The sequence below is a fragment of the Brevibacillus sp. BC25 genome (assembly GCF_000282075.1).
Taxonomy (GTDB): Bacteria; Bacillota; Bacilli; order Brevibacillales; family Brevibacillaceae; genus Brevibacillus.
In genome coordinates this window covers 1-23938 of sequence record NZ_AKIX01000082.1, presented here as the reverse complement: position 1 = coordinate 23938, position 23938 = coordinate 1, and the positions used below count along the sequence as shown (strand labels likewise).

Here is a 23938-nt window from a genome sequence, read left to right as displayed (position 1 = left end):
ATCACCCTTTTTATGGATACCAAATAATCCTATCTGCAATACCTTCCTTACTCACTGCATCTTTTAGTTGAGCAACATGTTCCGGGATTAGCCCTCTAGTGTCAATTATTATATTGATATCTTTATTTAATTTTTTATACATATTTTCCAGTGTTCTTTTCACACTAAATGCTCCCTTTTTAGGGTTTGTGTGACCATTAGGATAAGATTCATAACTCTTAACATCCCAACGTTGCTTAGTAGGTGATGATTCATCATAGAATTCAGCGCCACCAGAATCCCTTTTAATTTTGCCTAGTTCCCCTCTTTCTTCTACAGCTAAACCTACTTCTCTTTCCTTTTCGCCTTGTTCATCTAAAACATAGCCTCTATCTGGGTCTGTAGCCAATTCATCCAATTCCTTTTGGCTTCTACCCCCAGTATAATTTCCATCCTTGTCATACAGGTTAGGCTTATTAGCTTCACCCGTCCCCTCATTACCATTTTCACTACGACGATGATTACCACCACCGCCATTACCACCAGACAAATCATCATGCCGCGCCCAATAAACCCTATATTCACCCGAATGAGCGTCTCTGAAAACAGCAACTCCACCAAACACGTTCCCCATCTGTTTTAGAAGCTTATCAACCTCTTTTTGTAATTCCTCGATCGATTTTGGAAAACTCTTAGCCTGCGTCTTTAGCTTCCCACCCTTTAGGGATGAGCTACTGTTCCGGTTGTTATCTGCACCATCGAGAAGTAACCCCGTTCCATTTCCACCTTCTCGTTTACCACGTTGGGAATCCCCATCTGGACCTAAGTCAATTGTCTGTTTAGCTGCCTGTTTGTAGGCAGACAAAGCCCCACGGCTTACCACTAGCTCGGCGATAACCAAATCTTGCTTGCCTCTATTTCGGCCTTTTTCGTAGCTTTCTTCGATAGACCTGGTCCACATGCCGCCTTGTGTGTCTTCCAACATGTATTGCCCATCTTTTACAAAGGGTTCTATGACATCGCTGTAGACTCCTTTTGCACCTGACCAAGCCGTTTCTAATGCATCTGTTCCTATTTCTCTCGCCGATTTATTTCCCGTGAGTACATCTCCAGCGTAATTCAAGGCATTGGTAGCACGATCCGCGACTCCCTTTGCCATGATATTTCGCTCGGTAAGTGATCCTACCTCTTTACCACTTACCCCTTCATAAATTTCTTCGGAGTTGCCGAGCATTAATGCGGTAAACGCAATATCTGCTGTATCAACCACAGCACCCCACAAAGCAGATAAACTATCTCCCCAGAACTCTTTGTTCCCCTGCGTTTCTGCGTCAAAATTTGCCCGCATTCGCTCTTTTTTCACCGCTTCAATACCTTTAGCCTGCACTTGTTTTTCAAATTCACTAAATAGCCGGTCGTACTTCGTTCGTTTGCTCGCATCCAGCTTAATCTCCTCACTGCTGGATTTGTTTTCCTCCAATAGTTCTATCGTATCCGACGCCGTTTTCACGTTCAAGCTCTCAGTCCCGGACAAATACACAGCCGCCCCACTCAAGCTCAGCGCACCACTCGCACTGATATTCACATTCGAGGTACTGTTCAGACTGATGCCCACATCCTTGTTCATCGAGATGTAGAGCATCCCTTCCTGAGCAGTCATCGTCAGCTCTTTATCCCCGAGCGTGAACTCTTTCCCCTGCGGATTCCCAAACGTCTTCACACCGGGGTCCTGCATTTGCCGATCTTGCTTCTCAGCGGCCGCTCCTTTGGGCGCATGGCGCACGGAGTTCATGACCATGCCGTCGTCTTCATCGGCGCTTGGGAAATACAGCTTTACCTTCGAGCCGAGCTCGGGCATGAGATACAAAATTTGGTTGCCCTCCGCCGCATACGGGAACCACTGGGCCTTGCTTAGCTCTTGCTTTTTGTCCATGTTCAGGTGGAGTTTGACCTGATTGCGACCGATTTGAATGACTTTTCCGTCGATCGCCGCACCGATGATGGCCTTGTTGTACAGCTTCGTTTGCTTGACGGATTCAGGCACGGCGCAGACGTAGCTCCATCTCAGGAGTCCCTGCTCCAGCTTCCCAGTGACTTTCGTAATGACAAACGTTTGCCCTTCCCGCTGCACCTCATCCCCGATTTGTAGCAGGTCGTCGTAATCGAAGGTGTACGTCGTGTACTGGTACTCGCTGACGGACGAGGAGCCGTTTGCTGCTTTTTTCATGTACGGCGCGATGGCCCGGTTGACCTCGTATGGTGATTCTTCTTCCAGCTTGATTTGCTTGCGACCCTCGGGCATGCCGATCCACAAGCGTACCTTATGCGCACTCAAATCCGGTACGAGGACGGCTCCGACATGGGACGCGATTCGTTTTAAAAAAGTCCAGTCTGTCTCCTCGTACTGCATGATGAAGTTACCCTGCTGGCGGTCGTCGAAGGCTTGATCGATGACATCTCCACCGTGATAGACGGACATGATCTCGTCTACAACATCCCGGTACAATCGATTCACTTCTTGAAACGAACGTATTTTTACACTCATGTCCAGCGCATATGTATGCGAGACGGCCTTTATCGTGACGTAGTGAATGTCTCGTACGACCTTGATCTCCACATGATCCAGCCGCCCCATGAAAATCGGCTGTTTTTGCCCGTCTTCCACCTTGTACAGCTCGATGGGATCGTGGGTGCCGGCACGATTGATGATCTCGTCCTCTTTGTCTTCCGGAACAATTCCTGTAATCGTGAGCTTGGCGTGTGTGCCTGTTTGATGGACGAACTCTAGCTGATCTAGCCGAATCGGTCCATATGGCCAAACGACTTTTATATCCTGATAAGTCATGACGCCGTTTGTACGCTGCATGTTCTCCCCCCTCCTTCTCTAGCAAGCGCGGGAAGCGTCAATCCTGACCGTCTTTTTCAATCGTGATGATGCCTGACAGATTACAGACTAGCTGCGACTTGCTCAGTAAGGCATGCTCGTTGTCGATGAGCACATCGTGCTTTCCATCTGTCCATTTCGAGGTCGTCTGTGGCACACACAGTCCTCCTCCTGCCGCTGTGCAAAACCCAAAGCATCCGATATTCACTCCGGGGACGTGATCGGCAACATTCATGACAGGCTTGTCTAGGCTATAAACGCCATGGCACAAGGGCAAATTCAATATGCCGGGGTCAGTTCCCTTGCTGCACTTGAGGGTCGCTCCCCGCACGACATATGAGTACTCGGGGCTGAACAACCCCATTGCAAGTGCTTGAAGTAACGCTAGCATCTTTAGACCTATCCCCCTTTCCAAAAAAATCCTCTGCAAGCAACTTCCATAATTCGTCTTATTTTTACATTCCATCTAATAATCGGGATAAACTGGAAAGTAATTTATGGGTCAAACGTCCTGTTTCCTTATTTTTCTAAATTACCCAAAAAGGCCTCCACCAACTCTGCAATGGTTGGGGAAGCCTTCTTGAAAGAAAAAGCATTCTCGTTATATGGTTACACTCTCTTCGATCACTAGTTCACCGTTTGTCGCATCGAGACTGGCCTCTACGCCCAGAGGGAGAGCGATGTTGCACGCGCCATGCCCGATCTGAATGTTCCAGATGGTCGGTTTTCCGTACGGCACGACGATATTTTGAAACACATCCCAGACAGAGAAGCCTTCGCGCTTTTTCGGCTCACAATCGGTCCATGTCCCGATGACGACGCCTGCACAATCATCAAACAAGCCACCCTGGGCAAGCTGTGTTAGCATGCGGTCAATCCGGTACGGCTCTTCGTCGATATCCTCCAGGAACAACAGCTTGCCTCTCGTATCGAGCTGGTAAGGCGTCCCCATCAAAGCGGAGACGAGGGCGAGATTCCCGCCGACTACGGGTCCAGCTGCCTGACCTTCGACGAGACAGACGATTTCTTCCCCAGGCGGATTAATGATCGCTCCCAATGGCTCGGGGCGAGTCATTGCGCGCAGCAAATATTGCTTGGACCAGTCATCCAGTCCATGCGCGATGTCTGAGGTAGCCATCGGCCCGTGAAGGGTAGCCATATTCGCACGCTGTCCGAAAACGGTATGCAGCGCCGTAATGTCGCTGTAGCCGATAAACAGCTTCGGGTTTTGGGCGATGCGGTCATAGTCGAGCAAGGACAGAATTTGCGGGGAACCGTAACCGCCGCGCATGCACATGATCCCGTCCACTTCCTCGTCGACGAACATGGCATTCAGCTCAGCCGCTCGTTGTTCAGGAGTTCCCGCTAAATACCCACCGTACGATTCTCGGCATGTATCCGATATTTTCACCTTGTATCCCAAACCTTGCAGCTCTGCCATTGCTTTGTTCAGCACTTCTTCTGTAGCAGGGCTAGAGGTTGCCACTACTCCGATTGTATCTCCCGCTCGCAATGCTTTCCCTTTGTTCATCTGTCCAGTCTCCTCCTCCAGGTTCTCTCCCCATTATCGTACATCTGTGTCAAATGGTGCATAGCCATTTTCGCAGCTTGCGACTTGCAGACGGCTGGCTGATTCCGAGCGCTTCCGCTACCTTTGTCGTCGTCTTATGCTGCTCATACGCCCGGTGCACGAGCTGGCGCTCCACCTCATCCATGGCATCCTGCATCGCCATCACACGATCTACCTTGATCCCTTTGTGCTCACTGTACTCTTGGTTATGAATATAACGCGGAATTTGCGCGGGCGTAATGAGGACATCGTGAGACGTGACGACGAGCCGTTCCACAACATTTTCCAACTCTCGTACATTGCCAGGCCAATCGTATTCACTGAGGATGCGATAGCAGGCATCTGCGAGCTGTCTTTCCAAACAGTACTTTTGCGAAAAGACATTGAGAAAGTAATGAACGAGCACGGGTATCTCTTCCTGCCGTTCGCGCAGCGGTGGAATTTCCAACGGGACGACGTGAATGCGATAGTACAAATCCTCGCGAAACTTGCCTTCCTTGACCATTTGCCGCAGGTTTTTATTCGTGGCCGTGATCAGCTTTACATCTACTTTTCGCGAAACAGAGCTACCTACAGGTGTAATCGTTTTTTCTTGCAACACATTCAACAGCTTCACTTGCAAGGAGAGAGACATCTCCCCGATCTCGTCCAAAAACAGCGTGCCTCCGTTTGCCTTTTCAATCAAACCTGCCTTACCATCTTTGAACGCTCCTGTAAAAGCACCCTTTTCATAGCCAAACAGCTCTGACTCCAGCAATGTCTCAGGAATGGCTCCGCAGTTGATGTGCACGAATGGCTTGTCCACCCGCGGACTGCACTCATGGATGTATTTTGCCAGCACGCCTTTTCCGACGCCTGATTCTCCTAACAGGATCATGGATGATTCTACCTGCGACAGTTTTTTGGCCAACATGGCGACCTGCTCCATGGACTGACTGCGGTAGATCAAGCTAGTTTCTCCTTTTTGTCTGTTGTTCTCCTTGGTCATTTCACTCTGCAAGACCGTCCCAACGTATTTGACTTCATTTAATTCCTGCTGCAGTTGCTCCTGGCTAGTTATATCAATAAAAGTATGAACCACTCCGCTAAAATTCCCGTCCTGATCCCAAATCGGCGTGCCTTCCACAAAAAGCTTTCGATTTTTCCGGGTGGTTTGAATTGTGTGTACCTTTTTCTTGTCACGAATGACCCGCCTCGTGATCGTTGGCGCAAAATAACCGGGGTGATAAAACTCCTCGATCGGCTTGCCCACCATCTCTCTGGGATCGATTCCGAAAAATTCCTCATATCTTCCCGAGCCATACAAGGTTCTGCCTTCGGCGTCTGTTACGTGCACGATATCAAACAGCGAGCCTATTAACGCTTCATAATCGATCATGGCGCTCTCTACCTCCCGTGCCCCCCGCATCTTGTGGAGTGACACGTACATAGCGATTCGTTGGTCTGCCTACCCCACCATAGCTGACATCCATTCTGACACTCCCGCTCTTCTCCAGGTAGTCTAAATAGCGTCTGGCCGTCACTCTCGCGATCCCTACGCGTTCGGCCACGTCATCTGCCGATAGTGGCTGACTCTCTTTCTCGACCTGGCGCATGATTTGCTCCATGGTGACAGCGTGCAGTCCCTTCGGCAGCACTGCCCTGCCTGGAGTAGCATCGGCTTGTTCTTTTTCTGGACTTTTGCGGAATAGCAGCTGGTCGACCTCATCCTGGGATGCTGTTCCCTCCCAATCAATCCGTCGGCGAAACTCTCGATAGTTTTCTAACGACTGCTTGATCCGTTCGAATTGAAACGGCTTGATAATATAGTCCATCGCACCATTGCGCAGCATCGATTGGATCGTGGTCTTATCCTTTGCAGCTGTCACGACGATGACGTCAACCGCATGTTTGGCGGCACGTAACTCTATCAGCGCCTTCACCCCGTCCTGGATCGGCATGAAAATATCAATGATCACCAGGTCAGGAGTGAGTTCATTCACTAGCTTGAGTCCATCTGCCCCATTGGCTGCAATTCCTACGACGACGAAGCCCGGGACGCGCTCAATGAACTGCTTGTTGATTTCCTGTACCATCGGATCGTCTTCCATAATCAGTACGCGAATGTTATCGTTATTCTTCTCCATGACTCTCCACCTCCCCCATCGGAAACGTTATGAGAAAACTGGCCCCTTCTCCGCGTGCCGAATGGCAAACCAGCTCACCTTTCCCTTTATTGACCAACTGATGCACCAAATGCAGACCAAGTCCACGGTGCGCTCGTTCTTTCGTAGAAAATCCCCGTTCTAGCATGTGTCGGCGCGTCTCTTCGTCCATGCCGTTTCCGTTGTCCTCCACCAGGATGGAGCAAATCTCTTCGTCCTGCTCGATACTGATCATGATCTCCTTCTCCTCGCGTTCGATTCGCTCCAGTGAATCAAAGGCATTCTCGATCAGATTTCCCAATATGAGCACGAAATTGTGATGATCCATATACGGCGGAAATTGTTCCAGATGACTCCTGCGATCAATGACAACACGGATGCCCAGCTCTCTTCCGCGACTTACTTTGCCAATCAAGAGTCCAGATAAATTCTCATCCATGATCCGTGTTGTTAAAAAGGAAGTGAGCTCCTCCTGTTGCTCATTGACCTCGAACAAATACGCGAGTGCCTTTTCATGCTGATGGAGCTGGAGCAAACCTGCGATGGTATGCAAATGATTCATGTGCTCGTGATTTTGTACCCGCAGTGCACCAACGAATTCTTTTACGCCCGTCAGCTCCTCCGCCATTCTCGCCACTTCTGTTCTGTCCTGAAAAATCGCAATCGCACCGACGATCTTCTCCTCGACCTTGATCAGAAAACGGTTCGACCAAAGCAGCGTATTGCCGACGTGAATTTCCGTGTTGGTAAAATTCTGGCGAAGCTCCAGCACTTCTGGTAATCTTGTGTCGTGCAGGACAGAGCGTATGTGTTTGCCCAGCACCTCTCCTTCTATGCCAAAAATTTGCTTCGCTCGGTCGTTAAAAATCGTGATTCGCTCCCGATTGTCGATGGCGATGACCCCCTCATGCATAGCATGGAAGGTTGCGGTTCTCTCTACCAGGATTCGCGCGATTTCGTCCGGCTCTAGGTCGAGCATCTGTTTTTTCATGTGACGGGCCAACTGATAGGAGCCCCACACCCCGAACAATAAGGAGAAGAAAAAGGTCAGGGCGATATTGTTTCGCTCGGTGTACAAGATCCCCCAAACATCAGGCATGACACGTCCGACCAAGACAACACCCACTTGCTGATGCTGGTCATCCATGATCGGCACGTAGGCCCGCAGAGCGGTTCCCATCTCTCCTTTCACTTTCTGAAAATAGGAGTGCTCGGCATAGGCCTCATCAACCGCTGGGTCCATAAATACCGTACCGATTCGCTCATCTAATGGGTCTGAGTAACGGACACGCTCCTTATTCAGCACGACGATATACGTCACATCATTGACGACGCGCAGATTGTTTGCTGTCGGTTGGATCACCTTCCACCCGTCTGGCTCCTGGATGCTTTTTTGTACATTTGGAATCGTCGCAACCGTGCGCGCTGTGGTCATCAGCCGTTGTCCCAGTTGGGTTTCCGTAATCCGAATAATCCCTCCGGCCATGATCAAGTTTCCGATGATCAAAGAAAAAAGAACGATTCCGACGGAGAGCAGCATAATCTTCCATTTGATTGTTAAGCGTTCAAACAGGTTCGTTCTTTCCTTTCCATTGGGTTTGCAACTCAAATTCATTCAACATAAGCAGGTGTTTGAAAATGAAATCATTGGTAACCAGTACATTCATTGTCATACTCGGACTTGTGAGCGCTGTCATTATAGGCTTCGGACCAGATTTCCTGATGGAAAACAGAGGATACGACGAAGAACAGGTAGGACTGTCCAATCAAATAATTATCAAGTTCAGCCACGTAATCGCGGAAAATACACCGAAGGGGCTAACCATCGAACGCTTTTCCCAGCTAGTGAAGGAAAAGACAAACGGACGTGTAGAGGTACAAGTCTTTCCCAACAGTATCCTTCATACCGAGAAAACCGAGATGACTGCTTTGCAAAACGGCGAGATCCAGATGATCGCACCTGCATTCTCCTATCTGTCGAACACGATTCCTGAGTGGGCTGTCCTTGATCTGCCTTATCTGTTTCGATCCCAGGAGGATGTCGAAACCGTATTCAATGGGGAAATCGGTCAAATACTATTCGATAAGCTTGAAGATTCCGACATGAAAGGGCTGGCCTTCTGGGCAAGCGGTTTTAAGCAAGTCACCGCCAACCGCCCGTTGATCATGCCTTCCGATTTTGTCGGACAACGCTTGCGCATCATTCCAGGCAACGTGATCGAAGCTCAGTTTCGCACGCTCCAGGCAATCCCTGTAGGCTCTTCCTTCAATGAATTATACAGCATGCTGGCTGCCGGAAAAGTAGACGGCGAAGAAAATACGATCTCCAATGTGTACACCAAACGGCTCTACCAAGTACAAAAGCACATGACGATCAGCAATCACAGCTATCTGGGCTACACCGTCGTGATTAATAAAACGTTTTGGAACAACCTCCCCGCCGATATTCAGCAGGCCATATCGGAAGCGATGCAGGAAGCGACAACTTACAATAATCAATTAGCTGTTTCGATGAATGACAAACAGCTGCGCTTGCTCCAAGAAAATGGGGGAATGCACATCCACATACAGACTGCCGAAGAACGTGCCGCCTGGATCGAAGCATTACAGCCAGTCTACGATCAATTCGCTCCGAGTATCGGAGAACCCTTGATGCAGAAAATCAGAGAGCTCCACCAACGCCGGTGAAGCTCTCAAGCAATCTCCTCTTTCTGCTCCTTGTGCATGGGCAAAATCAGCGTAAATACAGATCCCTCTGACGTGCTTTTTGCGAGGAGGAGATCTCCGCCAAGAGCCTTCGCCATCATGCGAGAATAGGACAACCCCAAACCGAGTCCACGTACTTTGTCTTTTTTATTGCTTCCCCGAAAGAAACGCTCGAACACAAGAGGCTGTTCCTTTGCAGGTATTCCTGGCCCATCGTCTTTGACGTCGATTCGTAAATCGGTGTCCGTTTCGTATAGAGTGAGCGCTATGCTCCCCTTCTCACCGACAGCCTGTTTCGCGTTGTTCAAAAGGTTAATCAAGATTTGCTGCACACGGCCCGGATCGACATAGATCATCGCCTGCTTTTCCAGAACCCAAACGGTAAACGTCACGTGACCGAGGTCGTGGACAATCTGCCATTGTGAGGCGATCTCGCGGATCAGTTTGTTCACGTTTTGCTCTTCCTGACAAACGGTGATCGCTCCTACGGCAAATGAATTGAAGTCTAGCAAATCCTCTACCATTTTTTGCAGGCGCTTCGTTTCCTTCAAGCAGATTTCCAAAAACTCCTTCTGTTCCTCACCGGAAACCACCTCGTCGTTAATCGCCTGAATTAATCCGCTAATCGACGTAACGGGGGTTTTCAGCTCATGTGTCACTCCAGCCAAAAGCTCTGTGCGCATGCTTTCCAACTGCCGAAGACGGTCGGCCATTTCCGCAAACGTATGCACCAGCTCGTGAATTTCTTTTTCCTTGATCGTTTTATTGATCAAGACGTCGTAGTTTCCTTCTACGATCTGTCGTGCAGACATCACCACATTTTGAATCGGCTCAGACAGCTTCCGCGCATGAAAATAAATAACGGCCCAGCCAAGCACACCCAAACTGCCCAGCATGATGACCAAATATTGGATTTCTTCTTTACCTACCTTGATATCTGTTTCTGGGAAAAGCAAGATCACCTTGCCAATGATTTGACCATTGTACTCCAAATGTTTCCTGATTACATACAGGGTCTCACCTGACGGATGCCTCACTTTATCCCACGTATCCGCCTGCTCCAACAACTGAGGAGCTGCCTGCTGCAAAGGAGGCGGAAGCTTGGTTGGTCGACTGTAAACGACCTCTCCTTTTACATCTTCAATGAACAAAATCAGGTTGCGATCCACACCCATAAACTTGCGCCGATTATCCAATACCTGATGAAGTTTTTCCCCCACCAAAATATTTCCAACATCATCGACGACTCGATCAGCCACTTCCTCTGCAAACAGTCGGGTGACCTCGATCTGCTTTTCAATCGCAGCGTACTTGATCCAATAGGCAGAAACAGCCCCAATGATGAGCAGTCCGATCACGAGGGTGAATAGATAGCGTGTGGTCCAATAGCGCAGCAGCGATACGGGCTCATTGTTTTTTATAAACACAGAATTGATACCCAACCCCTCTTTGCGTCTTGATCTCGCCTTCCTGAACTGGCCAATTCTCCAGTGTCTTTCTGACCCGCTTGATCGCCAGGTCTACAGCACGGTCACTGCCACCATAGTCCATTCCCCATACTTGTTCGATCAATTGCTCACGGGTAAAGGTCTGATTCGGATTTTGTGCCAGAAAAAGCAGCAAGGACAAATCGCGCGGGTGAAACGTCAGTTCGAGACCGTGCAACGTCACGTGGTGGGACTGAAAGTTTATTTTTAAGCTTCCAAATAGTCGGGTTTCCTGATCTTTCACCAAAATAACGGAGCGGCGCAGCACCGCATTGACTCGTGCAACTACTTCATCCGCGACAAAAGGCTTCGTTATGTAGTCATCGGCCCCTTGATTGAGTCCTTTGAGCTTTTGGTCTGTCTGACCGAGCGCCGTCATGATAATGACCGGACAGGAGCTCTTTTCGCGAATGTACTGGAGGATCTCCCACCCGTTGCGTTCAGGGAGCATGACATCCAACAGAACAAGATCCGGCTTTTTTTCGTCAAAAAGCTCCATCGCCTCGATTCCGTCGTTCGCTTGCCAGACCTCATACCCTGCCTTTTGCAAGTAAGCCTTCAGCACGCGCGATATCACCAGTTCATCTTCTACCAACAAAATGCTTTTCATAACTTCCCTACCTGATTTACAGACATATGATCATTCCTATTCGAGAATTCTCGCATGGTCTCTCTAATAGTCTACGTACTTCTATTCTATCAGTTTACAACCTCGTATTAAAATTTGGCTTTGATGTTTTTGGAAAATAGGAAAAAAGCCTTGCATCCTGTGAAAAGGAGCAAGGCTTTTTTTGTGAGAAACGTCCCCACTTTAGATCATTTTACACGTCAAAGTTGATGTCTTCGTCGCTAGCATCGCCTTCAAACTCATAAATCGTATCGTCATTGTCGCTGTCGATGACTTCACCTGTAATATCGGCATCTTCGAAATCCTTGTCGTCCCAGATATCTTTGATAATATCTTCAACGAGTGCCTCTACATCGCCATCGTCATCCAGATCCTCGAACTCATCTTTGTATTTATCCAGATCGATCTCGATTTCTACGTCGATATCATCCTCATCGCCCTTCAGAGAGATGCTCCATTTGAGGTCTTTGTAGTCATCGTAATCAGAATTCAGATCATCTTCCAGATCATCCAAGGCATCCTGAATATCATCATCGTTGTTGTTATTATTGTTGTTTTTCTTGCCGTTTTTCAAATCAGAGATCTCTTTGTTCAGGCTATCGATGGTGTTTTGCAGGCTTCTGATTTGAGCATCACGTGCAGCCAACTCGTTTGCGTGCTGGGAGTTAGGCATGTCTTTTACCGTAACGGTGTACTTAGCGCCATCCCATGCTACATCCTTGTTGAAAACGCCAGCCATCATACGAAGTGGAATGTACGTGGTTCCGTTTACGATGAATGGTTCGATTGTAGTTGGAACAGCTGCACCGTTATAGATAACTTTAATGTTGTTGTACTTAGCTTGCAGATTCTTCGTTCCAGTCGCTGCTTGAGAGCTCGTCGGAATAAGCGTGGTAGTCAGAATCAACGCCGAGGCAATCGCCAGATATTGCTTCTTGAACATAGAAAATCCTCCATTCTCCCGGTTGTCTATTTCTTTCGTGTCACTATGTACATTACTTACTTTACCTATCGTTCGTGTCGAGAGTATGTCAACAATTGATTTTTTCCTTTCCAATTTGAGGGGATTTCTATGACCAAAAGGACCAAAACAACCAATATGACCGTATCATTTTCAATTTTTCACACAATTTATACAATGCGAAAGAGAGGAATAAAGCGTTTTCAAAATCTGGAGGAGGAACGAATTTCATGCGGATCAACTTTAAAAATCTGACCGTACAGGTCGTTATTGCCATCATTCTCGGTATCCTAGTTGGTCATTTTGCACCCAAATTTGGCGCAGAGCTGAAGGTGTTGGCCGATATTTTTGTCAAACTGATCAAAATGGTCATTCCACCGATTGTCTTCTTCACCGTAGTGAATGGAATCGCCAGTATGGGTGACATGAAAAAGGTCGGTAAGATCGGCGGCAAAGCGCTGCTCTATTTTGAAATCGTTACCACAATCGCATTAGCAATCGGACTACTCGTGGTCAACCTGATCAAGCCTGGGGTAGGCTTTGACAAAACGGGACTGACCAGTGGGGACGTCTCCAAGTACACGGAGGCAGCTGCTCAGAGTAACAACGGTTTTATTGATTTTATTGCGGGGATCATCCCGGAAAACGTCGTCGGGGCGATGGCAAATGGCGAGCTGTTGCCTATTCTGTTCTTCGCTGTCCTGTTTGGCCTTTCACTCGCTGCCATGGGGCAAGCGTCCCAGCCTGTCATCAAGCTGTTTGACAAGCTGGCACATGGATTTTTTGGTGTCGTCAATATGATCATGAAGGTTTCTCCAATAGCTGCATTTGGTGCAATGGCGTACACGATTGGCAAATTCGGCATTGGTTCGCTGACCAGACTTGGCCTTTTGATGACGGCTGTCTACATCACGATGTTTTTGTTCATTATTCTCATACTCGGCGGGATCGCGCGCTACTACAAATTCAACATCTTCTCTTTTATCAAATACATTCGGGAGGAAATCCTGCTCGTGCTCGGTACATCCTCCTCAGAGTCCGCTCTTCCGAGAATGATGGATCGGCTGGAGAAGTACGGCTGCTCCAAATCTGTTGTCGGTCTGGTCGTACCGACGGGCTACTCGTTTAATCTGGATGGCACCTCGATCTATTTATCTATGGCTGCCATTTTTATCGCCCAGGCATATGGCATCGAGCTCAGCTTCTGGGAGCAGGTCACCCTTTTAGGAATCCTGATGATTACGTCAAAAGGGGCTGCCGGTGTCACAGGTTCTGGTTTCATTACACTCGCCGCTACCTTGGCAGCCTTCCCTATCATACCGGTCGAAGGCATTGCCCTCTTGCTCGGTGTTGATCGATTCATGTCAGAAGCTCGTGCCATCACGAATCTGATCGGAAATGGCGTAGCTACCGTGGTCATAGCCAAGCATGAAAATGAGTTCCATCCGGGACGCGTCCAGCAAGCAGATGAAACCGCTATCGAGTCGGACAACGATGCAGAAGCAAAACCGATCATCGCCTAGTCCCTATAAAAAAGAGGTTCTCCTATTGAGAGAGAACCTCTTTTTGCTTTAGTCATTTGGCCATGTCTTACGAAGCTCCTGCTCAAATTGTCGCAGGTGATTAATTCGCTTCTGTGCTGCCTGATACTCCTCCTGCCAGCCCTCTTTCTCGCGCTCTCTGATCAGCTCCGCTTTTTTCTCCAGCTCCTTTACCTCATTGCGCAATGCGATCACGATGTCCAATAACTCATCCATATCCATGGACCGCATGTCTTGAATAAAGATCCATTCAGCTTCTGTTAATCGATACTGTTTGTTCGCCATGTTTCATCATCCTTAAAATAACCTCTATCGAAGCCCACTCATGGTGGAGCGACCGCGTTTTAGAGGAAGGTTAATATTCCTGCTCGTTTATAAGTGTGTCACTTTTTAATAAAAATGTTTCATTTCAAAGAAAAATGACGTCATTTCGTGTATAATAGTTGATGTAGGTATGACTGTCGACAATAATCCGCACAACAGGGGGGATTATTACTAAAATATCACCGGAATGGATATAATTCCAAATAATTATTGACGACTTGTTGCTCACTGGGAAAAAAGAGCAGCTATCTATGCCAATACAGTGTTTTGCGCGAAGGAGGATCTTACATGTTCTCAATTAGAGAATCCGATTTACCAGGAATCGGTAGGAAGTACCAGGTCGAAACCAGAAGTGGCGACAAGCTGGTTATCGTCATTCACGATGACGGCCGCCGGGAAATGTATCACTTTGACCGTGATGATATGGACGAAACGATCTCCATGGTTACCCTTGACGATGATGAGGCGAGACAAATTGCTGCCATCGTAGGCGGCTTGACGTACAAACCATCTGCACTGGAAACAGTCGAGGTTGCGTTAGACAAACTCATGATTGAGTGGTACAAAATTGAGCCCAACGCTCCTGCCATTGGCAAGACAATCGGGGAGCTCAACATTCGTCAAGAAACAGGCGCTACCATCATCGCTGTTATCGAAAAAGACCATAAACAAACGATTAATCCCGGCCCCGAGTATGTCCTTTGTTCAGGATCTACGTTGGTCGTTGCAGGTGAACGGAAGCAGGTGAAGGCTCTCAAGACTAATCTCAGCAACGGAGGTGAGTGATATTGGAGCACATCGTTTTTGAAGTCGGTCTTGCCCTCGCACTCATAGCAATTGCAGGGTTCCTCTCTATGAAGTTAAAATTCTCCATTGTACCCTTCTACATTCTCGTCGGGATGATCGTGGGTCCACACGCTCCCGACATCGGTTTGTTTGATCTCCGCTTTATTGAAAGCGCCCCGCTCATCGAATTTATGGGCAGACTTGGCGTACTCTTCCTGTTGTTTTACCTCGGACTGGAATTTTCGGTAGGTCGTCTGATCAAGGCTGGTCGATCCATTGCCGTAGGCGGTACGATCTACATCGTGATTAACTTTACCCTCGGCCTCGTATTTGGTTGGGCCGCTGGATTTCCACTCAAAGAAGTTTTGATTATCGCTGGTATTACCACTATTTCCTCCAGTGCCATTGTGGCAAAAGTACTGGTGGATCTCAAACGTACAGCAAATCGCGAAACAGAGATGATCTTGGGGATCATCATGTTCGAAGACATATTTTTGGCCGTCTATATTTCGATCGTGTCCGGCTTGGTATTAAGCGGTGCAACTTCTCTTGCTGGCGTACTCTCATCCGCATTGATTGCACTCGGCTACATGCTTCTCCTCATTATCGTAGGCCGCAAGCTCGTACCTTTCCTGAATCGGGCATTGAACATCAAATCAAACGAAGTGTTTATGATTACGGTGTTTGCCGCTCTGTTTCTGATTGCGGGTTTTTCCGAAACGATCCATGTTGCCGAAGCCATCGGAGCATTGCTCGTAGGTCTCGTCTTGGCAGAAACACAACACATGAAGCGCATCGAGCACCTCATCCTGCCGTTTCGTGACTTCTTCGGAGCCATGTTCTTCTTCAGCTTCGGTTTGACAATTGATCCATTGTCATTAGGTGGAGCCGTATGGTTGTCCATTGGTGCAGTTGCCCTCACCCTTTTCGGTAACGTCGTCGCCGGACTTTTGGCTGGACGAAGTGCCGGATTGTCTCCCAAGGCTTCTACCAATATTGGACTGACCATCGTATCTCGCGGTGAGTTCTCCATCATCATGGCTAATCTCGGAAAAGCGGGCGCACTCATGGAAATTCTGCAACCATTTGCGGCTCTTTATGTTTTGATTCTCGCCATTTTAGGTCCATTGTTGACCAAGGAATCCAAGCATATTTACAAGTTGCTCAATGCTGTGTTTCGACTGGATCGAAAGACACCACTCAAAGAACCGGAAAACAAAGCAGACGCTGGATAATAAGAGAAACATCACACCGACAGCATTTATGCCAGCTGTCGGTTTCTCTATTTGATCGCAGACAACATGTTCTCCATGATTTCTTCACTCATCGGGCCGATGTATTTATTCTGGACCACGCCGTTCGAATCAATGATGTAGCTGGTCGGAATCGAAATGGCTTTGTACACATTCGCCACTTCTTTATCGGGATCGAGCAGGATCGGGAAGGTAATGCCATACAACTTCACAAAATCCGCCACCGCCTCCGGACTCGTCTCCGTATCAGTCAGATTAACACCCAGAATAACGACGCCTTTTTCCTTGTTCTCTTCGTAGTAACGCTGCATGTCCGGCATTTCTGCACGGCAAGGAGGACACCACGTCGCCCACAGATTGAGAATGACTTTTTTCCCCCGTAAATCGGACAGCTTGACCGTACCGCCACCTATCTGCTGGAGTTCAAAATCCGGAGCAGTATTTCCTTTTTCAATTCCAATCTGCCCGTTGCCTGAAGCGCTGGGCTCCTGCTTGTTCAAGAATTCCGCATCAATAATGCCCCATCCCAAAAGCCCCAAGAGTACGACGATTGCCCAAACATTATGATGCTTCTTCATCGGTCGTTCCCCCTAACGGCTTCACTCGTCTGGACAAAAAGAGCAGCAAGAGAGCGAATGCATAGTACATGAGCTGATCGCCGGAAAGTCCTGCAAACACAGCTTCTCGATTCGGTACAAAAAAGTACACATAGACTTGGCTAATGGCAAACCACATCACCGGTGCAAGCCAAGCCGCCAGATGAATGAGTCCTTCCTTTGCCCGATGCAGCCACCAAAGAAAGAAGGCGCATATGGCGACCTGCTGTACGTGATACCACATGCTGCTCTGTTCTAACACGACCGTGAGCAGCTGATAAGCGCCCGTTGCAGCAAGAAAACCTGTCGCCATTCCCAAGGCGACGAAATGAACAGGAATCGCTTTTTTGCGTACCGTCTTGGTGAGGTAGACGACAACTGCCACGACTGCCAGCATGGCTCCGTTTTCTCCCCCAGAAAAATAAAGAATGGATGAGGGATTCTCCACCGCTTTCGAAAAATAAAACAGGACGTAGCTGAACTTCCAAACGAGAAATGCCAGCAACAATGCATTACTCAACAGCTCAATTACGGCTGATTTCATTTCTCTGTTATTTTTAAGCTGAGCGGATATGGCCACAAAGCCGAGCGAAAGCGAAACAATGACCGCCAGCATGCTCATTTTCAACAAAAAAGGGCCCATTTGAAAAGCGTCCGACATTTTCGTTTCCTCCTTTAGGAAAATGTCTTACTCTAGGGAAGACAAGTATCCAAACAACTATCACCATATCAGGAAATGGGGAATAAAGGAATGCTCACGAATATTTTTACTTTGCAGGAGCGCTATGCCCTTGCTTTTTCTACGCGAACGGAGCATCCACAAGTGCGCGTATATCGCGATGAATCGGTCCCGGACATGTATAGCCATAATTATACAGAGATTATGTCGGTTCCCACTTCAGACTGGGTGCAAGCGTACATCGAGCAAGAGCTTCGACATGCCAAAGAACAACAACTCGGCCACTTGAAGCTGGAGCTGCACCCGTCGCTACCTTTTTCAGAAGAGTTAGTGTCTTTTGCGACCCAGCTTGGGTTTGAAGTAAATACGATGCTGTACATGCTTGCTCCGCTGGATGTTGCCGATAAACTGGAGCCGAATCCACACTGCTCCGTTTTACGAGGGGATTCAACTGACGTCATGGAAGCAGGTATACGCTGCCTTACTGCTAGTGATTCCGTCATGATCAATCCTGATTTTGCTGTCCGTAAAGCGAACCGGAAAAGAGAGATTTATGGAAGAGGTGAGATCATTCCGTATGTGTGCTTTGTCGATCAGGAGCCAGTCGGTGCATGTGAATGGCATCTTTACAAGGAGCTCGTTCGTATGGAAGAATTTTTTATACTGGATGCCTGGCAGCGTAGAGGATTCGGCACGGAAATCATTCGGGTCATGATGCAGGACGCCAAAAAACTCGGCGCCACCCATATGTATTTAACGACCTATGCGGATGATACGCCACAGAAAATGTACAGCAAGCTCGGCTTTCAAGAGGTCGGCAGGCATTTCGAAATGCTCTGGCTAAAGAGCTAGAAAAAAGCTCCCACCAAGTAGCTTAGTGAGAGCCATCCTATTTTCAGTGTTGATCTACTCTTTTGTTAAGCAGCGCTTCTGCCTCCCGATCCCTTCGGTCGGTTTCGCCACTTTTGGTCCATAGTAAAAATCGGTCGTCCAAAAGCTCTGCCAAGATTGCCCGTTTGTCCGCTTCGCTCACACCCAGCGCGAGTACTTGTCTTCTCATGCTGCCGAGAAAAAGCGTGTAGTCCTCGTATTCCGGTCCCACCCATTCTTCGAGCTGGCGGCGCATTTTCTTCGCCAGACCCGGGTTGTTCCCACCCGTAGAGATAGCAATCTGCAAGTCTCCACGTGCAACGACGGATGGAACGGTAAAGGAACAGAGGTCTGGGCGATCAACGATATTGATCCACTGATGCGGACGGCCTGCTTCGTATACTGCCAGATTGACAGCGGGATCACTCGTCGCCGCGATGATGAGCACTGCCTCCTCTACATCCTGTGGGGTGAAGGGGCGCAGTGCTACCATCAGCTTCTTAGCGTGTGCCCATTCAAGGATGGTTGCCGTACAAGAGGGACTCACAACGGTGACATCATCCGCACCAGCAGCAAGCAGACTGCCGATTTTCCGCTCGGCTACCTGCCCGCCACCGACCACCAAGCAACGCTTGTTTTGTAGATTAACCATCATGGCATAGTGCGTCACCAGCGTTCCCTCCCCCAGGCTTCCTATTATTACACTTGCTCCATTCCGACCGTAGCTTCAAACCAGTTGATTTTCTCACGCATCTTCACGACATCACCGACCAGAATGATAGCTGGATTCGTGATGTGACTGTTTTCAGCCAAATGTTCCTCAATATCAGCCAGTGTACCCGTTACCACCGCTTGCTGCGGGAGTGTTCCCCAAGCGATGACGGCTACTGGCGTATGCGGATCGCGTCCGTGCTTGATTAACTGGGTGCGGATTAACGGCAGATTGGATACTCCCATGTAAAAGGCAACGGTGTCGATGCCATTCGCGAGAGCACGCCATTTTTCTACAGCTAACTCCGGCTTGTCTTCGCGCAAATGTCCCGTCACAACAGCAAATGACGATCCGTGATCGCGGTGTGTCACCGGAATACCCGCATACGCCGAGGCTGCAATTCCAGCTGTTACTCCCGGGACGATTTCGAAGGCAATTCCTCGCTCAGCCAAATGCTGCGCTTCTTCTCCCGCACGGCCAAATACACAAGGATCGCCGCCTTTTAGACGTACGACGACTTTTCCTTCCAGCGCTTTTTCCGCTAACAGCTCGTTAATCGATTCCTGTCTCATCGTGTGATGATCCGGCAGCTTGCCGCAGTAGATGCGTTCCGCCGTCTGTGGCGCGTACTCCAGTAGAGCTGGATTTGCCAGACGATCATACACAACCACCTCTGCCTTTTGCAGGCATTCCATTCCTTTTACGGTAATGAGTTTTGGATCGCCAGGGCCAGCTCCTACGAGATAGACTTTCCCCGCGCCGCTCATCGGTCACTTACTCCTGCTGATGCAAATGTCGCCATCTCACGAACCATCCGTGTCGCTGCTTCCACGATTGGAAACGCCAATGTTGCTCCGCTTCCTTCGCCCAGTCGCAAATTTAGGCTGAGCAATGGCTCCTTGCCTAATGCTTGCAGGACAAAATCATGCCCCGGCTCTTCAGAACGGTGACCCGCGATCAAGTAATCAGCAACGAGTGGCTCCATTCGAACAGCAAGCAAAGCCGCTACCGTAGCAATAAAGCCGTCCAGCAGCACAGGAACGCGGCGTGAAGCTGCTCCCATGATTGCCCCTGCCATTGCTCCGATTTCCATTCCGCCGACTTTTGCCAAAACGTCCAACGGGTTGGTTGCATCCGGGCGATGCAGCGCAAGCACGTCACGAACAACTGCCTTTTTGCGTTGCCAGCCTGCGTCATCCAGTCCTGTTCCTCGTCCGACGATTTGCTCAGGATCAGCTCCGGTTAAGGCTGACAGAATCGCACTGCTTGCTGTCGTGTTGCCAATCCCGACTTCACCGACGATCAGGACTTTGGCGCCTTCCCCGATAATCGCTTCTGCCATCTCGAGGCCAACTGCAATGGAGCGCTGCGCTTCGTCTGCGGTCATCGCTGCTTCTTTCAGCATATTGCCCGAGCCTGCTCTGATTCGCTTGTTATAAACACCCGGTGCTTCGACCTCGACCGCTACACCGACATCTACGATTTTTTGGATGGCTCCGATTTGTCTGGCGAAGACGTTGACTCCCGCTCCGCCATGAACCATATTCAGCACCATTTGCGCTGTCACTTCCTGCGGATAGGCAGAGACACCTTCCCGTGCCACACCGTGATCGGCCGCAAAAACAAGCACGCCCGGCGGTGTCACAACAGGCATCGTCTCACCTGTCATCCCAGCCAGCTCAATAGCCAATTGCTCCAAGCGACCAAGGCTGCCAAGCGGCTTGGTCAACTGATCCACATGCTGTCTCGTTTGCTCACTTGCTTCCTGATTCCGTGGCTCAATCGCCGGATAAATGACTGACATTATACTGCACCTCTTTTTCTTGAAAAGCCTTCATGTACTCTTCGATCGTATCCAACTTCACATGGCGACGAACGGTATCCGCCAACAGATCGTACCCCTGCTCTCTCAGAGCGACAAAGGATGGGCGATCCGTAATGGGTGTGAGACCTTTTTTCTCACGGATGGTATTCAGCAACAGCGTGCGGAAGTGGTCATTGTGGAACAGGCCATGAAAATACGTGCCGATCAACTGCCCCTCCTCCTGACAATAGCCCTCCGTACGCCCCTCCATCTGGATAAAAGGAAAATCATAGCTCGAATAAGCGGATTGCCCCATGTGAATCTCGTAGCCTTCCACCGTCAGCTTTTCTTTCGCAAATACTGCTTCTCCGCGGGACAAAACTGTCGTTTTCTTCTGCTCCATCGTCGTGATCATCGGGATGAGACCTAGCCCATCAAGCTGCTGCAACGGAGACTCGACCCCAGCCGGATCGTGAATGGATTCTCCCAGCATTTGATAGCCGCCGCACAAGCCGACGATATGCGTCTTCCCTTTATGATGAAGGTCTTTGACCGCCGCGGCAAGACCTGTCTCTCGCAGAAATTGCAAATCCTCAAGTGTATTCTTGCTACCTGGCAAGACAATCAGGTCTGGTTCACCCAGCTCTTCCAAACGCGTCACAAAACGCATCCGGCAATCCGGCTCTACAAAAAACGGGTCCACGTCTGTAAAGTTGGAAATTCGCGGGTAGCGCAAAACCGCAATGTCAATCTCTCGCGGTGTCTCACGCTGACCTTGATAACGGTGCAAAATCAGCGAATCCTCCGCATCGATCCACAAGTCTGGAATAAATGGCACGACACCAAGGACAGGCTTGCCCGTATATTCTTCGAACCAGTCCAGCCCCGGCAGCAAAAGTGTCAAATCACCGCGAAAACGATTGATAATAACACCAATCACGCGGTCCCGATCTTCGGGTTCAAGCAGCTGGAGGGTACCGACCAAGCTGGCAAACACACCCCCGCGCTCGATATCTGCCACCAAAATGACGGGCGCATTCGTGAGACGGGCGACCCGCATATTGACGAGCTCGCGGTCATTCAGATTGACCTCTGCCGGACTGCCAGCCCCTTCGATGACAACCCGTTCATAAGTGCTGGCGAGTCGTTGATACGCTTCCTCAATGATCCGCAAGCCCTCATGGTAAAATTCCGTCCGATAGGCCATGGCTTTCATGTTGCCGTATGGCTCGCCGTTGACGACAATTTGCGATTCGGAATCTCGTGTCGGCTTGATCAAAATGGGGTTCATATCGGTCGTCGCGAGAATTCCAGCTGCTTCCGCCTGAACGCCCTGTGCCCGGCCGATTTCTTTTCCATCCAGTGTCACGTAGGAATTCAACGCCATATTTTGCGATTTGAACGGAGCTGTTTTGTAGCCATCCTGGGCAAAAATCCGGCATAGCGCTGTAACAATCGCACTTTTTCCTGCATCCGAGCTAGTACCTTGCACCATCAACGGGAGGGTTTTAGGCACGAGCGGCCACCTCCGCGCATCGGTTCAGCCAACGCTCAACCAGGTCGGGATTAGAGCCGAAATGCAAGTGAGTATAGCCTGCGACCAGATTATCCTGGGCATAGCCCTCCGGTTTCGTACCGCGAAGCCCTTTCGTCTCATATGCTGCTGGCAATTGTTGATCCGAAGCATATGTAGAGTAATGGAATTCATGCCCTTTTGCCTGTTCCTCGGTGCCGAGCAAGAAATTGCCTTCCTTGCCGCGCACTTCCCGATAGCCAAGCGCTGCGAGCTTTTTCTGCATGGTCACCTTGCCTGGGATGAGCCCCACCATCGGATAGCTGTCGCCATCTGTCGTCACGATTGCCTCTGTCAAAAACATATAGCCGCCGCACTCAGCCAAGGTAGGCAAGCCTTTTGTGATCGCAGATCGGATCGATTGTTTTACCGCTTCATTTTGCGATAACTCTGCTGCAAATTCCTCCGGGAAGCCTCCTCCGATGTACAAGCCATCCGCGTCCTCAGGCACTCCCTCACCGGCCAGCGGAGAAAAGAACGCGAGCTTCGCGCCATATGCTTCGAGCAGCTCCAAATTTTCCGGATAGTAAAAATGAAAAGCAGGGTCCTTCGCTATAGCAATGGTGACATTGGCAGATGCTTTTCGCGGAGCAAACAGCGTAGGTTCCGCTTTCAGCGGCTCTGCCTTTGCCAGCTCCCAGATTTGTTCCAGATCGACTGTCTCCGCGATCAGATCAGCCAGCTTTTCAAACAGCGGTGTCAGCTCTCCACGCTCGACAGATGGCACCAATCCGAGATGACGTTCCGGTATTTCCAGCTCGTTCTCCCGTTTCAGGTAGCCCACGACCGGAATCCCGCACTCCTGCTCGATCGCTGCCTTCACGATTTTGTGATGCCCTTCACTGCCGACCTTGTTCGCGATGACACCGACGATTCTCGTCTGTGGGTTGAGCAATTGAAAGCCTTTGACAATCGCAGCCGCACTGCGCGCCATGCTCTGACAATTGACCACCAACAGAACCGGAGAGCCAGTCAGGATGCTGATTTCGGCCGTACTTCCTTTATCGCTGGTCGCTTCCTTGCCATCGTACATACCCATGACACCCTCGATAATCGAGATGTCTGCACCCTCGCTACCGCGGACAAAAATCTCCTTCACGATCTCGTGCTCCAGCATGAAGCTGTCCAGATTGCGCGAAGCTCTCCCCGTTACAGCCGTATGATACGTGGGATCGATGTAGTCAGGTCCGCACTTGAAGCCCTGTACGGTATGCCCTTTTCTTTTCAGAGCAGCCATCAGTCCGATGGTAACGGTTGTTTTACCCGCTCCGCTGCCTGTTCCGGCAATCACAATACGGCGGCTGTCCGTCATGCGCGCTCCTCCTCATGATAGGGCATCAATCCGACCGAAATGGTGGTGTTGCCCGACTTCTTCTTGGTCAAAACGAGTTCGCCCGCGCCAGCATACAGCTTCGCGGCAGGCTCGCTCACTCCGTACGCT

Annotated in this window: 22 protein-coding genes and 1 pseudogene; 5 read left to right on the top strand and 18 right to left on the bottom strand. The window is 49.5% G+C overall.

Features of this window, described 5'->3' with window-relative positions:
• Positions 1 to 10: 10 nt before the first annotated feature.
• From PMI05_RS21030 to PMI05_RS21005, 6 genes are all read right to left on the bottom strand, one after another.
• A complete protein-coding gene (locus PMI05_RS21030) occupies positions 11 to 2845 on the bottom strand; it encodes a phage late control protein (RefSeq protein ID WP_007726008.1) in 2835 nt (944 codons plus the stop codon).
• Between the two features lie 37 nt (positions 2846 to 2882).
• Positions 2883 to 3254: a DUF4280 domain-containing protein gene (locus tag PMI05_RS21025; protein WP_007726007.1), complete on the bottom strand. Its 372-nt coding sequence runs from the start codon at positions 3252 to 3254 to the stop codon at positions 2883 to 2885.
• A 210-nt stretch (positions 3255 to 3464) separates the two neighbouring features.
• Entirely contained in the window at positions 3465 to 4394 is a 930-nt protein-coding gene (locus tag PMI05_RS21020) for an LD-carboxypeptidase (protein ID WP_007726002.1), read from the bottom strand.
• A gap of 49 nt (positions 4395 to 4443) precedes the next feature.
• Complete coding sequence (locus PMI05_RS21015; RefSeq protein ID WP_007726000.1) at positions 4444 to 5811, bottom strand: sigma-54-dependent Fis family transcriptional regulator; 1368 nt, start codon at positions 5809 to 5811, stop codon at positions 4444 to 4446.
• On the bottom strand, positions 5798 to 6559 hold the full coding sequence (locus PMI05_RS21010; RefSeq protein WP_007725998.1) for a response regulator: 762 nt from the start codon (positions 6557 to 6559) through the stop codon (positions 5798 to 5800). Before PMI05_RS21010 ends, PMI05_RS21015 begins: the two co-directional genes overlap by 14 nt.
• A complete protein-coding gene (locus tag PMI05_RS21005) occupies positions 6546 to 8117 on the bottom strand; it encodes a sensor histidine kinase (RefSeq protein WP_007725996.1) in 1572 nt (523 codons plus the stop codon). Before PMI05_RS21005 ends, PMI05_RS21010 begins: the two co-directional genes overlap by 14 nt.
• Before the next feature lie 98 nt (positions 8118 to 8215).
• Between PMI05_RS21005 and PMI05_RS21000 the strand changes: the two genes are divergently transcribed.
• Positions 8216 to 9265: a DctP family TRAP transporter solute-binding subunit gene (locus PMI05_RS21000; RefSeq protein WP_007725994.1), complete on the top strand. Its 1050-nt coding sequence runs from the start codon at positions 8216 to 8218 to the stop codon at positions 9263 to 9265.
• Between the two features lie 5 nt (positions 9266 to 9270).
• Here the strand turns inward: PMI05_RS21000 and PMI05_RS20995 are convergent, their stop codons facing one another.
• From PMI05_RS20995 to PMI05_RS20985, 3 genes are all read right to left on the bottom strand, one after another.
• Positions 9271 to 10725 (bottom strand): HAMP domain-containing sensor histidine kinase, encoded by a 1455-nt coding sequence (locus PMI05_RS20995; RefSeq protein WP_039961119.1) that lies wholly within the window; start codon positions 10723 to 10725, stop codon positions 9271 to 9273.
• Entirely contained in the window at positions 10691 to 11380 is a 690-nt protein-coding gene (locus PMI05_RS20990) for a response regulator transcription factor (RefSeq protein WP_007725990.1), read from the bottom strand. The genes PMI05_RS20995 and PMI05_RS20990 overlap by 35 nt, the downstream gene beginning before the upstream one ends.
• A 211-nt stretch (positions 11381 to 11591) precedes the next feature.
• The gene (locus tag PMI05_RS20985; protein WP_007725988.1) at positions 11592 to 12341 is read right to left on the bottom strand and encodes a copper amine oxidase N-terminal domain-containing protein; all 750 of its coding nucleotides are present in this window, start codon (positions 12339 to 12341) and stop codon (positions 11592 to 11594) included.
• 248 nt (positions 12342 to 12589) lie between these two features.
• Between PMI05_RS20985 and PMI05_RS20980 the strand changes: the two genes are divergently transcribed.
• Complete coding sequence (locus PMI05_RS20980; protein WP_007725980.1) at positions 12590 to 13882, top strand: dicarboxylate/amino acid:cation symporter; 1293 nt, start codon at positions 12590 to 12592, stop codon at positions 13880 to 13882.
• A 48-nt stretch (positions 13883 to 13930) separates the two neighbouring features.
• Here the strand turns inward: PMI05_RS20980 and PMI05_RS20975 are convergent, their stop codons facing one another.
• Positions 13931 to 14185 carry a hypothetical protein gene (locus tag PMI05_RS20975; RefSeq protein ID WP_007725978.1) on the bottom strand — a complete coding sequence of 85 codons (255 nt, stop codon included), beginning with the start codon at positions 14183 to 14185 and terminating at the stop codon, positions 13931 to 13933.
• A gap of 327 nt (positions 14186 to 14512) precedes the next feature.
• Here PMI05_RS20975 and PMI05_RS20970 point away from each other — a divergent pair, with 327 nt between their 5' ends.
• The gene (locus PMI05_RS20970; RefSeq protein ID WP_007725977.1) at positions 14513 to 15010 is read left to right on the top strand and encodes a cation:proton antiporter regulatory subunit; all 498 of its coding nucleotides are present in this window, start codon (positions 14513 to 14515) and stop codon (positions 15008 to 15010) included.
• Between the two features lie 2 nt (positions 15011 to 15012).
• Positions 15013 to 16245 carry a cation:proton antiporter gene (locus tag PMI05_RS20965; protein ID WP_007725976.1) on the top strand — a complete coding sequence of 411 codons (1233 nt, stop codon included), beginning with the start codon at positions 15013 to 15015 and terminating at the stop codon, positions 16243 to 16245.
• A gap of 47 nt (positions 16246 to 16292) precedes the next feature.
• On the opposite strand, the gene PMI05_RS20960 is transcribed toward PMI05_RS20965, so the two are convergent.
• Together PMI05_RS20960 and PMI05_RS20955 are read right to left on the bottom strand one after the other, a co-directional pair.
• Positions 16293 to 16841: a peroxiredoxin gene (locus tag PMI05_RS20960; RefSeq protein ID WP_007725975.1), complete on the bottom strand. Its 549-nt coding sequence runs from the start codon at positions 16839 to 16841 to the stop codon at positions 16293 to 16295.
• Positions 16825 to 17520 carry a hypothetical protein gene (locus tag PMI05_RS20955; RefSeq protein ID WP_007725974.1) on the bottom strand — a complete coding sequence of 232 codons (696 nt, stop codon included), beginning with the start codon at positions 17518 to 17520 and terminating at the stop codon, positions 16825 to 16827. The genes PMI05_RS20960 and PMI05_RS20955 overlap by 17 nt, the downstream gene beginning before the upstream one ends.
• A 90-nt stretch (positions 17521 to 17610) precedes the next feature.
• Between PMI05_RS20955 and PMI05_RS20950 the strand changes: the two genes are divergently transcribed.
• A complete protein-coding gene (locus PMI05_RS20950) occupies positions 17611 to 18390 on the top strand; it encodes a GNAT family N-acetyltransferase (RefSeq protein ID WP_007725973.1) in 780 nt (259 codons plus the stop codon).
• 43 nt (positions 18391 to 18433) lie between these two features.
• Here the strand turns inward: PMI05_RS20950 and PMI05_RS20945 are convergent, their stop codons facing one another.
• From PMI05_RS20945 to PMI05_RS31415, 6 genes and pseudogenes are all read right to left on the bottom strand, one after another.
• Complete coding sequence (locus PMI05_RS20945) at positions 18434 to 19078, bottom strand: bifunctional precorrin-2 dehydrogenase/sirohydrochlorin ferrochelatase (RefSeq protein ID WP_007725971.1); 645 nt, start codon at positions 19076 to 19078, stop codon at positions 18434 to 18436.
• A gap of 29 nt (positions 19079 to 19107) precedes the next feature.
• The gene (gene cobA, locus PMI05_RS20940; protein WP_007725969.1) at positions 19108 to 19887 is read right to left on the bottom strand and encodes a uroporphyrinogen-III C-methyltransferase; all 780 of its coding nucleotides are present in this window, start codon (positions 19885 to 19887) and stop codon (positions 19108 to 19110) included.
• Entirely contained in the window at positions 19884 to 20924 is a 1041-nt protein-coding gene (gene cobT / locus PMI05_RS20935; protein ID WP_007725968.1) for a nicotinate-nucleotide--dimethylbenzimidazole phosphoribosyltransferase, read from the bottom strand. Before cobT ends, cobA begins: the two co-directional genes overlap by 4 nt.
• Positions 20899 to 22440 (bottom strand): cobyric acid synthase, encoded by a 1542-nt coding sequence (locus tag PMI05_RS20930; protein WP_007725967.1) that lies wholly within the window; start codon positions 22438 to 22440, stop codon positions 20899 to 20901. The genes cobT and PMI05_RS20930 overlap by 26 nt, the downstream gene beginning before the upstream one ends.
• Entirely contained in the window at positions 22433 to 23809 is a 1377-nt protein-coding gene (locus PMI05_RS20925; RefSeq protein ID WP_007725966.1) for a cobyrinate a,c-diamide synthase, read from the bottom strand. Before PMI05_RS20925 ends, PMI05_RS20930 begins: the two co-directional genes overlap by 8 nt.
• Positions 23806 to 23938: pseudogene (locus tag PMI05_RS31415) on the bottom strand (cobalamin biosynthesis protein); the annotation flags it as partial. The pseudogene PMI05_RS31415 and the gene PMI05_RS20925, both read right to left, overlap by 4 nt.

Bases quoted from the DNA above. Each gene is read 5' to 3' on its own strand.
- PMI05_RS21030 (WP_007726008.1), bottom strand. From the start codon at position 2,845: ATGCAGCGTACAAACGGCGTCATGACTTATCAGGATATAAAAGTCGTT.
- PMI05_RS21025 (WP_007726007.1), bottom strand. From the start codon at position 3,254: ATGCTAGCGTTACTTCAAGCACTTGCAATGGGGTTGTTCAGCCCCGAG.
- PMI05_RS21020 (WP_007726002.1), bottom strand. From the start codon at position 4,394: ATGAACAAAGGGAAAGCATTGCGAGCGGGAGATACAATCGGAGTAGTG.
- PMI05_RS21015 (WP_007726000.1), bottom strand. From the start codon at position 5,811: ATGATCGATTATGAAGCGTTAATAGGCTCGCTGTTTGATATCGTGCAC.
- PMI05_RS21010 (WP_007725998.1), bottom strand. From the start codon at position 6,559: ATGGAGAAGAATAACGATAACATTCGCGTACTGATTATGGAAGACGAT.
- PMI05_RS21005 (WP_007725996.1), bottom strand. From the start codon at position 8,117: ATGCTGCTCTCCGTCGGAATCGTTCTTTTTTCTTTGATCATCGGAAAC.
- PMI05_RS21000 (WP_007725994.1), top strand. From the start codon at position 8,216: ATGAAATCATTGGTAACCAGTACATTCATTGTCATACTCGGACTTGTG.
- PMI05_RS20990 (WP_007725990.1), bottom strand. From the start codon at position 11,380: ATGAAAAGCATTTTGTTGGTAGAAGATGAACTGGTGATATCGCGCGTG.
- PMI05_RS20985 (WP_007725988.1), bottom strand. From the start codon at position 12,341: ATGTTCAAGAAGCAATATCTGGCGATTGCCTCGGCGTTGATTCTGACT.
- PMI05_RS20980 (WP_007725980.1), top strand. From the start codon at position 12,590: ATGCGGATCAACTTTAAAAATCTGACCGTACAGGTCGTTATTGCCATC.
- PMI05_RS20975 (WP_007725978.1), bottom strand. From the start codon at position 14,185: ATGGCGAACAAACAGTATCGATTAACAGAAGCTGAATGGATCTTTATT.
- PMI05_RS20970 (WP_007725977.1), top strand. From the start codon at position 14,513: ATGTTCTCAATTAGAGAATCCGATTTACCAGGAATCGGTAGGAAGTAC.
- PMI05_RS20960 (WP_007725975.1), bottom strand. From the start codon at position 16,841: ATGAAGAAGCATCATAATGTTTGGGCAATCGTCGTACTCTTGGGGCTT.
- PMI05_RS20955 (WP_007725974.1), bottom strand. From the start codon at position 17,520: ATGTCGGACGCTTTTCAAATGGGCCCTTTTTTGTTGAAAATGAGCATG.
- PMI05_RS20950 (WP_007725973.1), top strand. From the start codon at position 17,611: ATGCTCACGAATATTTTTACTTTGCAGGAGCGCTATGCCCTTGCTTTT.
- cobA (WP_007725969.1), bottom strand. From the start codon at position 19,887: ATGAGCGGCGCGGGGAAAGTCTATCTCGTAGGAGCTGGCCCTGGCGAT.
- cobT (WP_007725968.1), bottom strand. From the start codon at position 20,924: ATGTCAGTCATTTATCCGGCGATTGAGCCACGGAATCAGGAAGCAAGT.
- PMI05_RS20925 (WP_007725966.1), bottom strand. From the start codon at position 23,809: ATGACGGACAGCCGCCGTATTGTGATTGCCGGAACAGGCAGCGGAGCG.